The sequence below is a fragment of the Marinobacter shunpengi genome (assembly GCF_045449695.1).
In the GTDB taxonomy this organism is placed as follows: domain Bacteria; phylum Pseudomonadota; class Gammaproteobacteria; order Pseudomonadales; family Oleiphilaceae; genus Marinobacter.
In genome coordinates this window covers 261,384-274,370 of record NZ_JBJJKZ010000005.1, presented here as the reverse complement: position 1 = coordinate 274,370, position 12,987 = coordinate 261,384, and the positions used below count along the sequence as shown (strand labels likewise).

Genomic DNA, 12,987 nt, shown 5'->3' with positions numbered 1-12,987 from the left:
CTATTCCTGGTTCCCGGAATCGAAGATGTTCCGCAGGTCCACCTTCGGATTATCCCAGGTTCCCCTTACACTATAAGTGGCACTGGTCAGTTTGCTCAACGGTTCACCCAGCAGTTTATCCAGTACGAACAGGGCACCCCCCACCGGCGGCGAGGCGCCCATCAGGATTGCCGCCAGGGGCAGGTTCTGGGTCAGCGGCAGGATCACCACCAGCCGCATGTCCAGGGTTTCCGCCGCCAGGTTGGTTAGCCCCGATAGCCTCAGCGCCCCGGAGGGGCCCGCCAGTTGCAGGTCCGGATCCCAGGTCAACACGCCGTTATCCAGTTTTGCCTTGCCGTAGATGGCATCAAAGGCGACCCCCGCCTCATAGAGATCGGAGAAATCAAACTGCAGGCGACGCTGCAGGGTGTCGGTGTTGAGCAGGTTGAAGACCCGGAAGATCTGGGCCGTCTCGTTATTCTGCAGGATTACGCCATCATCCAGCCTGACACTGAATTCCCCACTCAGGCGACCGGCGGCGAACTGGTCGGGGCGACCGGGCCACGCAATATTGAGGTCGATCACCGAGTTCTTGTTGGTCATCGGTATTTCCTTGCCCACCAGGCTGGCCAGGCCCTGGAGCCCGCCGCCCTCCAGTACCCCCTGCACCAGGGTGACCTCCTCGCCGGAGGTGACCCCCCAACGAAGCTGACCATCAAATACCAGCGACTCCAGGCGGCCCTGGAGGTCCATCAACGTCACCTGATCCGGTGACGGTGACAATACGAATGACCAGGAGCCGGCGGGATCGTCCCCCAGGATCAATGAGGCGATACGAACCTCCACCTCCGGCCACTGCCCCGCCGCCATGCCCCGGAACGCATCAAGCTGTTCAGAGGGGGTGAGCAACGCCGGCACGGCACTACCCCCGGTATCCTGTTCGTGGTCCCGGGCCAGACTGAGCCGGTCCAGGTCGACCCAGATGCGATCACCGGAATCGGGAATCCGTACCCGACCCACCGCACGATCGGAATTGGTTGTCAGCAGCCAGCCGTCCTCCCTGGGCCGTGCCGTTACCCGGAGACCGGGAACCGCATGATCTCCCAGGATCAGCTCGTTCATCCTCAGATCGACACTGTTCAGCCAGTCAAACCGCTGACCGGTACCCCCGGACTCCGCCCCCGACGGGGCGTCACCGGTCACGCCCAACTGCTCCAGCCAGGGCAGCCAGCGGGCAGGCGCGAACCGGTCAAATGCGGCACGAACCAGCAGCCCCCCTTCCACCGGGAAGCGGGCCGATCCGTCACCGATGACCACCTGGCCACCATGGAAGCGGGACCCCCGCCATTCCAGTGCCGCCGACAGACGCTCGCCCCACTGGGCCTCCAGCAGCAGTTGATCGCCCTCGGGCCAGCGCAGCAGTGCCTCCAGGTTGTCGCCGGAACCGGTCTCCCGGGACAGGGGCGCCGGCCACTGCGACCGGATCGTTGAGGCATCGGCGGTGACCGCCAGACGGGCGTCGGCACCGGGCACGAAATCCAGTCGGGCGGTATAGGGCAGTGTTCCCGACACACCGGGTACTCGCTGCTCCTGGGGCATCAGCTCACGGGCCAGGGTGACCAGGTCCGCCTGGCCGGTCTGGATGATGGTCAACGCCCCCCGGGCCGGATCCGCCCGGAATCGTACACTGACTGGCTGACCCATGAAGGTCGCTGACAGGGCATCATCGCTGAAGCCATCCCGGGTGCTGTACCGCAGCCCGCCACGGATGTCCTGCCACTCCAGATCGGCCGGGGGATACCGGAGACTGCCGTTCTGCGTCCGCAGCCTGGCGTTGACCGACACCGCCTGTCCGGCCGCCAGGGGTACGCCCAGGGCCAGGTCGAGTTCGTAGTTGCCCCCCAGGGACACCCCCTGCCTCGCCTCGCCGGCCATCTCACCCAGCGGGGTCTCGTTGAGCCAGTACCCCGCCTGTTCGCCATTGACCCGGGCACTGGTGTCCACGGTGATTGTGGGTGCCCCGTCACCCCCGACTACCGAGACCTCGCCCCGGTTCAGCCGCAATCCACCGGTCACCGCCTGGTCCAGCACTACACGGGCATCGCCGTTGTGGATGGTGACCGTGCCTGCAGCGCCGGTAACCTCCGGCCATTGCGGGTCGTAGACGATACTGGCGTCCCGGAACCGGTATTCCATGGCGGTACTGAAACTGTGCCGGGGCAGCCCTTCCCCGATCTGGCCATGGCCGTAGAACTCGCCACTAACCACCTCGCCCCCGGTGATCGCGGTGGTCAGCCACTCGTAGAGGTCGCGATCCAGTTCCCCCACCGGCAGGACCGAGGGCAGCATGCCGGCGTCGGCATTCTCAATGGCGAGCTTCAGCCCCAGGTTATCCTCGCCGTAACGGTCCAGCCTCAGATCGAAGGCGCCCCCCACCCGGGTGCCCTCTCCGTAGGTGGCCTCCATGTCCCGGGCAAACACCCGGGTGATGCCGCCATCGAGCCGCCAGGCCACATCCGCGTCCCCCCGGCTGAAAGTCAGGGGCCCGGCAAACAACTTCGGGAAGTCCAGGATCATGTCCTCACCCCGGGCCCTGATCCTGCCGCCGTGCCGGCTCAGCCAGAGCTCTCCCCGGACGTTACGGCCCCCAGGCGCCCCCCGGTGGGGCTGGACGGAAACGCCATCGAGACTGGCCGACAGCTCGAACTCGCCGGGCTGGTTTCGTGGCACCCGCACCTGCAGGGACGACAGTCGGCCCGCTGGCTTCAGGCCCGCGATTTCGGGTTCCGCCCTGGCGGGCAACAGGTTCGAGGTCACCGCCATATGAACCAGGGGGCCAAGGGAAACCCCGGAGGCCCCGATCCGGAACGACAGCCGGTCATGGTCAAGTTTCACGGCCATGCCGGTGACCATCTCGTCCTGCCAGCGCCATTGCAGGTCCCGGATGTGGAGGCTGCCGCCATCGTCGCTCCGGCGCCAGCCGACACTCGCGGTGAGTTCCTCCAGAGCGGGCAGGTTAGCCAGGTCACTGGTCAGCCGCAGACGGGGCATCCGGAGCCGGCCATTGACCCGCTCCAGCCGGCCATTGTTGAACGTCAGCCAGGCACTGGCGCTGGCGTCCAGTTCCTGCAACTGGAAGTCGCGCCATTCAAGCCCACGGGTAATTGCCTCAAGCACGCCACCGGGCGTGATGTCCGCCCACACCCGTCCGGTAAAACGGCCTTCGAAGAGGTCGCGCCCCCGGATCGAGAAGGTGGCGAGCTGGTCCAGGGTTCCCTGGCGCATGACGCGACCGGAGGCGGACATCTGCTGGTCACTGTAGGCCAGGTCCAGTTGCGGAATATCCACGAACACGGTTTCGGTATCCGGCGCCCGCAGCCCCAGTGTCAGGTGGGTCAGGCGGACCTGCGGATTCGATATACGGCCCGCCAGCTCATCCAACCAGCGCTGGGGTTGCAGCCATTGTTCTCCCGACAGCTCGGCGCCGTCCGCCAGGCCGGGACCGATTTCGGGCAGGTTCAGGCCTTCGATGCCCAGGCCGCGGTCGGCCCCCCGGGCCAGGACCAGGTCCAGGCCGTCCGCTTCCATCCTCTCGAAAACCAGCCCCAGGCGGAGCAATGACCGCGGACCATCGAGCCGCAACAGCAGGTGCTGGAGGCCGACCGCCCGGGCATCAGTATCGGAATGGTGGTCAATCTGCAGGTTGTTCACCTGCAAGACCGGATCAGGTCCCTGCCAGTCTGCGGACAGACTGCCAATGGTCACGTCCTGACCCAGGCGTTCACTCAGCACGGATTCAATAGCGGGGCGGTAATCGTCGATGTGCCTGGCCAGATACCGGGCCCCGGTGGTGGCGGCGGCAACGATCAGCAGCAGGAATACAAGCAGCCAGACGGCGGCTGTCAGCAACAGGCCGTGGAAGGGTCGGCGGCGACTTCGGTCAGGGGCCGGGCCGGCCGGGGGCGGTGGGGGTTGCTGGGACATCACACTCAGAGCAGGACCACATCATATTGTTCCTGGCTGTAGAATGGCTCTACCTGGAACCGGATCGACTTGCCGATGAAGGTTTCCAGATCCGCCACATTGTCGGCTTCCTCATCCAGCAGTCGGTCCACCACCTTCTGGGACGCCATCACCAGGTAACTCTCTGCCTCGTAGGCTCGGTTCACCCGCAAGATCTCGCGGAAGACCTCATAGCATACGGTTTCCCCGGTCTTGAGGAAGCCGCGGCCGTCACAGATGGGACAGGGCTCACACAGGATCTGCCCCAGGCTCTCGGTGGTCCGTTTACGGGTCATTTCCACCAGACCCAGCTCGGAGACGCCGGTGATCTTGGTCTTGGCATGGTCCCGTTCCAGCATCTTCTCCAACATGCGGTGCACCTGGCGCTGGTGTTCCGTATCATCCATGTCGATGAAATCGATGATGATAATGCCACCGAGGTTGCGCAACCTAAGCTGCCGGCTGATGGCCCGGGCCGCCTCCAGGTTGGTCTTGAAGATGGTCTCTTCCAGGTTACGATGGCCGACGAAGGCGCCGGTATTGATGTCTATGGTGGTCATCGCCTCGGTCTGGTCGATGATAACGTAGCCCCCGGATTTGAGCTGGACCTTACGGCTGAGGGCCTTCTGGATCTCGTCCTCGACACTGTACAGGTCGAAGATGGGGCGCTCCCCGGGGTAGTACTCCACCTTGTTCTCGAATTCCGACACGAACTCCCGGACAAATTCCATGACCTTCTGGTGGCTCTCCCGGGAATCGATACGGACCTTCTCGGTCTGGGGGCGGATGAGGTCCCGGATGGTGCGGATGAACAGGGGCAGGTCCTGATAGACAATGGCAGGGGCCTTGGCGTGTTCGATGCGGTCGATAATCGACTGGTTCAGGCGCTGCAGGTAGGCCATGTCCGCCAGGATATCCTCATCGCAGACGCCCTCCGCCGCGGTACGGATAATGAAGCCGCCGGCGCAGGATTCCTGCTCGCCAATGGCGGTTTCCAGGGTATTCTTGAGCCGGGTGCGCTCGTCTTCATCCTCGATACGCTGGGAAATACCCACATGACGGACACCGGGCATGAATACCAGGTAGCGGGAGGGAATGGAAAGCTGGGTGGTCAGCCTGGCGCCCTTGGTACCGATGGGGTCCTTGGTGACCTGGACCACCAGCGACTGCCCCTCCCGCAACAGGGTGCGGATATCCGGTACGGTTCGGGGGCCATCCGACGGCTCCCCGTTGTCATCGGCATTGACCGGTAACACGTCCGAGGCGTGGATAAAGGCGGCCCGCTCCAGGCCAATGTCCACGAAGGCCGCTTCCATGCCCGGCAGCACCCGTGCCACCTTGCCCTTGAAGATATTGCCGACGATGCCCTTACGGCTGGTACGTTCGACATAAGCCTCCTGAAGCATCCCGTTCTCAACCAGTGCCACCCGGGTTTCCACGGGGGTAACGTTGATCAGGATTTCTTCGCTCATGTCATTCTCCGTCTGTTGAGGAATTCCAGTAATTCCAGACCGGCAGGCCGGCATCGGCCAGCAGGCCGGCGGTGATATCCAGGGGCAGTCCCACCACGGCGCTGTAGCTGCCCCGGATCGTGGTGACAAAGGCGCCCCCGCGCCCCTGGATACCGTACGCGCCGGCCTTGTCCATGGGTTCGCCCGTGGCACAGTAGGCGTCAATCTCCTGCGGGTCCAGCGTGCGGAACCGGACGTCGGTCACGATGACCCTGGCCTCCACGCCATCCCGGGTAGCCAGTGCCACCCCGGTCATCACCTGATGCTCACGGCCTGACAGCGACTGTAACAGACGCCTGGCGCCGTCTGTATCCTCCGGCTTGCCCAGGATACGATCGCCCAGAACCACGGTGGTGTCGGAACCCAGTACGAGGGCGTCAGGCCGGTTGTTACGCCGGTAGCCAGCCAGGGCCTTTTCCCGTGCCAGTCGCAGTACATAGTCCGCGGGAGCTTCTCCCGGGTGCGCTGTCTCGTCAATATCGACTGGCAATGTATCAAAGGATAGACCAAGCTGCCTGAGCAGTTCCGCCCGGCGTGGTGACGCCGAGGCCAGTATGACCCGTTCCGTCATGGTATCGTTCCCGTTGTTACCTGCTTCAACCGAGCCTGAGGTTGAGCTTGTCGAGCACCGGGCACAGCACCACCCACAGCACGGCACTGGTGGCAGCCGGCCAGAGGTAGTCAAAACCGGCGGACTCCGCCCCCAGAAGCTGCTTGATGAAGTGAACCAGCATCTGGTTGATTCCCAGCAGCAGGAATACGATCACGCATTGCTGGATCAGGGGAAACATCCGCAGTCGCTGGTGTACCGTCAGCACCAGGAAGGCGATCATCGCCATACCCAGGGCATTGACGCCCAGGGGCGTTGCCTCCAGCACATCCAGCAACAGCCCGAGGAACCAGGCCATGAGAATGCCAAACTGGGCCGGTGCCCGGAAGGTCCAGTAGAACACCATCAATCCCAGCCATTCCGGGCGGAACTCGAACCACCCCGACGGGAACAGGGAGATGCTCAGCACCAGGGACACCAGGATACTGACGAACATGACCGGATAGCTGATGATCGACAGCATCAGTTACCCTCCCCGCCGTTGCCATCCGGGGCGGTGCGCTGCTGGTCGTATAGTTCATCGGGACTGGCGGCACCGGCTTCCTGGAAGACCACAAGCACCATTTTGCTGCGGCTCAGGCTGGCCAGTGGCGTGGCATGGATGGTGACGAACGGGGCGCCGGGATCCTTGGTGATGGATGACACCTCCGCCACCGGGTAACCCTTGGGGAAGCGGCCGCCCAACCCGGAGCTGACCAGCACATCCCCTTCACGGATATCGGCGGTATCCGGTACATGGACCAGCTCAAGCTGACCGATATCACCGTTGCCCAGCAGGATGGCCCGCAGGCCGTTACGGAGCACTTCCACCGGCACCGCGTGGCTGCTGTCGGATACCAGCAGTACCCGGGAGGTGAACGCGGAGGTATACAACACCTGGCCCATCAGGCCATTGGCGTCAAGGATGGCCTGCCCGGCGGTAACGCCGTCACGCTCGCCCTTGTTGATAATCACCTCATGGGAGAAGGGGTCCGGTGACACCCCCACCACTTCCGCCACCACGACACGGTCGTCCACGGAGGCGGAGGCGTTCATCAGTTCCCGGAGTTCGGTATTTTCGGCGGCCAGGGCGCCGTATTTGAGGGCCCGGCGCTCCAGAATCATCAGCCGGGCCTTGAGGGCCTCGTTTTCTTCCAGGAGATCTTCGCGAGGGGTCATCACGCCGGCAAACCAGCCACCGAACCGGTCCGGCGCATTGCCCAGCCAGAACACCGGGGCCAGGGCACTGGCGATGCCGCTGCGTACCGGCTCCAGACGATCGAACCGGTCATCCGCCACGATCAGCGCCAGTGACAGCACCAGTACCACCAGGAGCCGAAAGCCGGGGACCGGGCCCTGAACGAATATGGTCTTAATGGCACAGCCCCCCTGCCCCGATTACGCGACCGCCGCTGAGGTTTCCCTCCAGCGGCGGTGTCGGGAGCGAGGCTGTCAGGACGGCACCTGGTGCCATGATCACCCCTCCTGGGAGAACATTCCAATGCCGCTGCGGTCGATCACTTCCAGGGCCTTGCCGCCGCCACGGGCAACACAGGTCAGCGGGTCTTCGGCAATAATCACCGGCAGACCGGTTTCCTCGCTGATCAGCTTGTCCAGGCCACGGAGCAGCGCGCCACCACCGGTGAGCACGATGCCACGCTCGGCAATGTCGGAAGCCAGTTCGGGCGGGGACTGTTCCAGGGCGCTCTTGACCGTCTGCACGATCTGGGCGAGGGATTCCTGCAACGCATCGAGGATTTCTTCACTGTTGAGGGTGAAGGAACGGGGCACGCCCTCCGCCAGGTTACGGCCGCGCACATCAATCTCACGGATCTCGACACCCTCATACGCACAGCCGATCTCGTGTTTGATGCGTTCTGCGGTGGAGTCGCCAATCAGGCTGCCATAGTTACGGCGCACATAGGTGACGATGGCCTCGTCGAACTTGTCACCACCCACCCGCACGGACTCGGCATAGACAATGCCGTTGAGGGAGATGATGGCGATCTCGGTGGTGCCACCACCGATGTCCACGATCATGGAACCGCTGGCCTCCTCCACCGGCAGGCCGGCGCCGATGGCCGCGGCCATGGGCTCCTCGATCAGGAACACCTCACGGGCTCCGGCACCCAGGGCCGATTCACGGATGGCCTTGCGCTCCACCTGGGTGGACTTGCTGGGCACACACACCAGCACCCGGGGGCTGGGGGTGATAAAGCTGTTCTCATGCACCTTGTGGATGAAGTGCTGCAGCATTTTCTCAGTGACCACAAAATCCGCAATCACACCGTCCTTGAGGGGGCGGATGGCGGTGATATTGCCCGGAGTACGGCCCAGCATGCGCTTGGCTTCGGTACCGACAGCCGCAACCGTCTTCTGGGAGTTGTTGGTGCGGATGGCCACGACCGATGGCTCATTCAGGACGATCCCCCGCTCACGGACATAAATAAGGGTGTTAGCGGTACCAAGATCAATGGAGAGATCGCTGGAAAAAAGGCCTCGGATACGTTTCAACATTCGCTTTATTTCAACCTGAGAAATGCCGTAGGGAAATGATGCCGCAACTTTAGCAGCGAGCACCCCCGCAGGCAAGGCGTGATCCGCCGCGTTACAGGCTGTTACCGCCTTGTCAGGGTACTGCGCACCCCCCCTGATCTGTTAACATGGTCGTTTTTCACGACCCCGGAGGCAATGCGTGACCATTTCCCGCAAGGACATCGAAAAAGTCGCGGTGCTTGCCCGCATCCAGGTGGATGATGAGCAGGTGTCCGCCTTGGAAAAGGACCTGGGCAATATCCTCGACCTGGTGGACCAGCTCAGCGCCGCCGATACCGAGTCGGTAGAACCCCTGGCCCACCCTCTGGACGCGGTCCAGAAGCTGCGCCCGGACGAGGTCACCGAGAGCGACCAGCGGGCCGCTTTCCAGGCCATCGCGCCGGCCACGGAGAATGGCCTCTACCTCGTTCCCCGCGTTATCGAGTGATCCACCAGCGACACCAGGACTCATCATGCACAACAAATCCGTAGCAGACCTTTCCCGCGAACTGGCCAGCGGCACAGTCTCCAGCGTGGAACTGACCCGGCAGTTCCTGGACCGCATCCGCCAGGAAGACAGGCATTACAACAGCTTCATCACTGTCACCGAAGAACAGGCCCTGGCCGATGCCGAAGCCGCCGACCAGCAGCGCGCTGCCGGCAATGCCACTCCCTGGACCGGCATTCCCTTCGCCCACAAGGACATTTTCTGCACCAATGGCGTCCGCACCACCTGTGGCTCGAAGATGCTGGAGGACTTTATCCCGCCCTACGACGCCACGGTCACCGCCAACTTCCGCCAGGCGGGCGCGGTCTGCCTGGGCAAGACCAACATGGACGAGTTCGCCATGGGCTCCTCCAACGAGTCCAGCTATTTTGGCGCCGTCACCAACCCCTGGGGTGAGCGCCGGGTACCGGGTGGCTCATCCGGTGGTTCAGCGGCGGCGGTCGCGGCGCGACTGGTACCGGCGGCCACCGCCACGGATACCGGCGGCTCGATTCGTCAGCCGGCATCGCTGTGCGGCGTCACTGGCCTCAAGCCCACCTACGGCCGCGTGTCCCGCTATGGCATGATCGCCTTTGCCTCCAGCCTGGACCAGGGCGGCACCATCGCCCGTACCGCCGAAGACAACGCCATGATGCTGAACGTGATGGCGGGCTTCGACCCGAAGGATTCCACCAGCATCGATCGCGAGGTGCCGGACTACACCGCCACCCTGAACGAGTCCATGAAGGGCCTGACCATCGGCCTGCCGAAGGAATACTTCTCCGACCAGCTCAGCCCCGCCATGGAAGAACAGGTTCGCAACGCCGTCCGCGAATACGAGAAACTGGGCGCCACGGTGAAGGAAGTCTCCCTGCCCAACGCCAAGCTGGCCATCGCCGCCTACTACGTGATCGCCCCGGCGGAGGCGTCCGCCAACCTGTCCCGCTTTGACGGCGTGCGCTACGGCTACCGCTGCGAGGACCCGAAGGACCTGATGGACCTGTACACCCGCACCCGGGCCGAAGGCTTCGGTGAGGAAGTGAAACGCCGCATCCTGGTGGGCACCTATGCCCTCTCCGCCGGCTACTTCGACGCCTACTACCTCAAGGCCCAGAAGGTACGCCGTCTGATCCAGCAGGACTTCATCAATGCCTTCAAAGAGGTCGACGTACTGATGAGCCCGGTGTCGCCATCGCCAGCCTTTGTGCAGGGCGAGAAGAACACCGACCCGGTCACCATGTACCTGGAGGACGTGTTCACCATCGCCGTCAACCTGGCCGGCGTCCCCGCCATGTCGGTGCCGGCCGGTTTCGTCGACGGCCTGCCGGTGGGTCTGCAGATCATCGGGGATTACTTCTCCGAGGCCCGGCTGCTCAATGCCGCCCACCAGTTCCAGCAGGTGACCGACTGGCACCAGCGCGAGCCCCAATAAGCCCGACAGAGGAGAGTGTCACATGCAATGGGATATTGTCATCGGGCTGGAAATTCACGTTCAGCTCGCCACACAGACCAAGATCTTTTCCGGCTCCAGCACCGCCTACGGCGCCGAGCCCAACACCCAGGCCAACGCCGTAGACCTGGCCATGCCCGGCACCCTGCCGGTGCCAAACGAGAATGCCTTCCGCTATGCGGTGATGTTCGGGCTGGCGGTCAACGCCGAAATCGAGCGCCGTTCGGTGTTTGAGCGCAAGAACTATTTCTACCCGGACCTGCCCAAGGGCTACCAGACCACCCAGCTCGAACGCCCCATCGTGGGGCCAGGCTTTGTGGACATCGACCTGCCCAACGGTGAGAGCAAGAGGGTCCGTATCCACCACGCTCACCTGGAGGAAGACGCCGGCAAGTCCCTGCACGAGGACTTCCATGGCATGACCGGAGTGGACCTGAACCGCGCCGGCACCCCGCTGATCGAGGTGGTCACCGAGCCGGACATGAACAACGCCGACGAAGCCGTGGCGTTCGCCAAGAAACTCCACGGCATTGTCACCTCGCTGGGCATCTGCGACGGCGATATGTCCCAGGGTTCCATGCGTTTTGACGTGAACATCTCCCTCAAGCCGAAGGGCTCCGACACCCTGGGTACCCGCACCGAAACCAAGAATCTGAACTCATTCCGCTTCATGGAGCAGGCCATCGCCCACGAAGTGGAGCGGCAGATGGACATCCTGGAAGATGGCGGCGAGATCGTGCAGGAAACCCGCCTCTACAACGGCGATCGCGACGAATCCCGCTCCATGCGCACAAAAGAGGAAGCCAACGACTACCGTTACTTCCCCTGCCCGGACCTGCTGCCGGTGGTGCTGGACGAGGCCTTCATCGACGAGGCACGCAACAGCCTGCCGGAACTGCCGGATGCCCGTAAGGCCCGCTTCCAGGAGCAGTACGGCCTGAACGACTACGATGCCGGCCTGCTGGCGGGAGACTCAAAGCTGGCCACCTTCTTCGAACAGACCGCCTCGTCCGGCAAGGACGCGAAGCTGTCCGCCAACTGGATCCTGGGCGAATTCTCCGCACGCCTGAACGCCGAGGAACGCTCTGTTGCCGACGCCCCCATCTCCGGCGAACAACTGGGCGCCCTGGTGACCCGCATTGCCGACAACACGGTCTCTTCCGCTGGTGCAAAGAAGGTATTCGAAGCGCTGTGGACCGGTGAAAACAACGATGTGGACGCCATCATCGACGCCAAGGGCCTGAAGCAGGTGTCCGACACTGGCGAACTGGAGAAAATGGTGGACGAGGTCCTGGCCGGCATGCCGGATCAGGTGGCCCAGTACCAGAACGAGGAGGATCCCAAGAAGCGCAAGAAGATGCTTGGCGGCTTTATGGGCCCCCTGATGAAGGCCTCCAAGGGCCAGGGTAACCCCAAGCTGTTCAACGAGATTCTGCAGAAGAAGCTCGGCGGCTGACTGCCTGATAGCCAGCCCCGGTCCCAGCCTTCCCTAACCGGGTGGCTGGGACCGGGGTGTCACCCCTTTTTCCGCCGCAATTCACGGCCCTTCCCTGGACCGACCTTGCACCGCGCCATCCATGGCGCTGCTACGAAAAGATCCCCCGACCCGACGCCCATGCATCCAAGGCCAAAATCTCAAACGGATGTTTATTTATATGACCCAGGTCACGACACACCACCTTGCTGGTCAGCAATCAACCAATTACACTCCGGCAGATAGCTAAAATTATAATCTTGGCCCGAAGTTACGTTAGGTTTCTACGAGCCTCTGAAAAAGAGGCCTGGCACCGGTTGATTTTCCGACCGGCGAGGAGTCACCGACAGAAGAGGTAGTTGTTAGGATCGCAGGATGCGGACCAGGGGCTTTTTCAGAGATTCGTTACCGTCCTCGCTTCGGGGAACGACAGGTAACATGATCGAACAAGGTGTCACCATGGGAAAGCCACTCGATGTCGAGTCCGCCAAGCCAATGCGGGTCAAGCCCCGTGCTGCGGAACCCAACCTGCGTGATCAACAGCGAGCCGATGTAAATCTGAGCGTCACCCTCAATCGCCCCGGCCAGCCGGCCATCGAATGCGAAATCTGCAACCTGTCCCGTTCCGGGATGATGATCCGCTGCACCAGCAAGGTCACCGAAACCCTGATCCCCGGCAAGCGGGCCCCCGCTCCCGGCGACTGGATCGACGTCACCGCCCGCTTTGAAGTACCGGTACTGTCACAGCAGTCCGTCCAGCTCTCGGCCCGCTGCCATATCGCCCACCTGCGACGCATGGCCAGGGACGAGTTCCACCTGGGCATCCGATTCGTGGATTTCGACGGGCGCGGTTTCGACTACGTGGACCAGTACGTCCACCGGCTGCTGGCCGACCGCATGGTCTGATCATCCACGGTCGTAAACACCCATGCTGCGATGGCCGGCCCATCGCCGGCAGCA

10 protein-coding genes are annotated in these 12,987 nt (G+C 63.2%); 4 read left to right on the top strand and 6 right to left on the bottom strand.

Annotated elements, in window-relative coordinates; genetic code table 11:
• From ACJO2E_RS03115 to ACJO2E_RS03090, 6 genes are all read right to left on the bottom strand, one after another.
• Positions 1-3,963 (bottom strand): YhdP family protein, encoded by a 3,963-nt coding sequence (locus ACJO2E_RS03115; RefSeq protein ID WP_406961733.1) that lies wholly within the window; start codon positions 3,961-3,963, stop codon positions 1-3.
• Positions 3,964-3,968: 5 nt separating this feature from the next.
• Positions 3,969-5,453, bottom strand: coding sequence for a ribonuclease G (gene rng, locus ACJO2E_RS03110; protein ID WP_406961731.1), 1,485 nt, complete (start codon positions 5,451-5,453; stop codon positions 3,969-3,971).
• Position 5,454: 1 nt separating this feature from the next.
• Positions 5,455-6,063, bottom strand: a complete 609-nt coding sequence (locus ACJO2E_RS03105) for a Maf family protein (RefSeq protein ID WP_406961729.1) — start codon at positions 6,061-6,063, stop codon at positions 5,455-5,457.
• 25 nt (positions 6,064-6,088) lie between these two features.
• Positions 6,089-6,565: a rod shape-determining protein MreD gene (gene mreD, locus ACJO2E_RS03100; RefSeq protein ID WP_406961727.1), complete on the bottom strand. Its 477-nt coding sequence runs from the start codon at positions 6,563-6,565 to the stop codon at positions 6,089-6,091.
• Positions 6,565-7,449 carry a rod shape-determining protein MreC gene (gene mreC / locus ACJO2E_RS03095; protein ID WP_406962369.1) on the bottom strand — a complete coding sequence of 295 codons (885 nt, stop codon included), beginning with the start codon at positions 7,447-7,449 and terminating at the stop codon, positions 6,565-6,567. Before mreC ends, mreD begins: the two co-directional genes overlap by 1 nt.
• Positions 7,450-7,557: 108 nt before the next feature.
• Positions 7,558-8,598, bottom strand: coding sequence for a rod shape-determining protein (locus ACJO2E_RS03090; RefSeq protein WP_328189475.1), 1,041 nt, complete (start codon positions 8,596-8,598; stop codon positions 7,558-7,560).
• Positions 8,599-8,776: 178 nt separating this feature from the next.
• Here ACJO2E_RS03090 and gatC point away from each other — a divergent pair, with 178 nt between their 5' ends.
• The 4 genes from gatC (at position 8,777) to ACJO2E_RS03070 (ending at position 12,933) form a co-directional block, all read left to right on the top strand.
• Positions 8,777-9,064, top strand: a complete 288-nt coding sequence (gene gatC, locus ACJO2E_RS03085) for an Asp-tRNA(Asn)/Glu-tRNA(Gln) amidotransferase subunit GatC (protein ID WP_406961725.1) — start codon at positions 8,777-8,779, stop codon at positions 9,062-9,064.
• 25 nt (positions 9,065-9,089) lie between these two features.
• Positions 9,090-10,535: an Asp-tRNA(Asn)/Glu-tRNA(Gln) amidotransferase subunit GatA gene (gatA, locus tag ACJO2E_RS03080; protein ID WP_406961723.1), complete on the top strand. Its 1,446-nt coding sequence runs from the start codon at positions 9,090-9,092 to the stop codon at positions 10,533-10,535.
• A gap of 22 nt (positions 10,536-10,557) precedes the next feature.
• Entirely contained in the window at positions 10,558-12,009 is a 1,452-nt protein-coding gene (gene gatB, locus ACJO2E_RS03075) for an Asp-tRNA(Asn)/Glu-tRNA(Gln) amidotransferase subunit GatB (RefSeq protein ID WP_406961720.1), read from the top strand.
• 456 nt (positions 12,010-12,465) lie between these two features.
• Complete coding sequence (locus ACJO2E_RS03070; RefSeq protein ID WP_406961718.1) at positions 12,466-12,933, top strand: PilZ domain-containing protein; 468 nt, start codon at positions 12,466-12,468, stop codon at positions 12,931-12,933.
• Positions 12,934-12,987 lie beyond the last annotated feature (54 nt).

What these genes read in the sequence shown, in the direction of transcription:
- ACJO2E_RS03115 (WP_406961733.1), bottom strand. Translation starts at nt 3,963, where the DNA reads ATGTCCCAGCAACCCCCACCGCCCCCGGCCGGCCCGGCCCCTGACCGA.
- gatA (WP_406961723.1), top strand. Translation starts at nt 9,090, where the DNA reads ATGCACAACAAATCCGTAGCAGACCTTTCCCGCGAACTGGCCAGCGGC.
- ACJO2E_RS03090 (WP_328189475.1), bottom strand. Translation starts at nt 8,598, where the DNA reads ATGTTGAAACGTATCCGAGGCCTTTTTTCCAGCGATCTCTCCATTGAT.
- ACJO2E_RS03070 (WP_406961718.1), top strand. Translation starts at nt 12,466, where the DNA reads ATGATCGAACAAGGTGTCACCATGGGAAAGCCACTCGATGTCGAGTCC.
- rng (WP_406961731.1), bottom strand. Translation starts at nt 5,453, where the DNA reads ATGAGCGAAGAAATCCTGATCAACGTTACCCCCGTGGAAACCCGGGTG.
- gatB (WP_406961720.1), top strand. Translation starts at nt 10,558, where the DNA reads ATGCAATGGGATATTGTCATCGGGCTGGAAATTCACGTTCAGCTCGCC.
- mreD (WP_406961727.1), bottom strand. Translation starts at nt 6,565, where the DNA reads ATGCTGTCGATCATCAGCTATCCGGTCATGTTCGTCAGTATCCTGGTG.
- ACJO2E_RS03105 (WP_406961729.1), bottom strand. Translation starts at nt 6,063, where the DNA reads ATGACGGAACGGGTCATACTGGCCTCGGCGTCACCACGCCGGGCGGAA.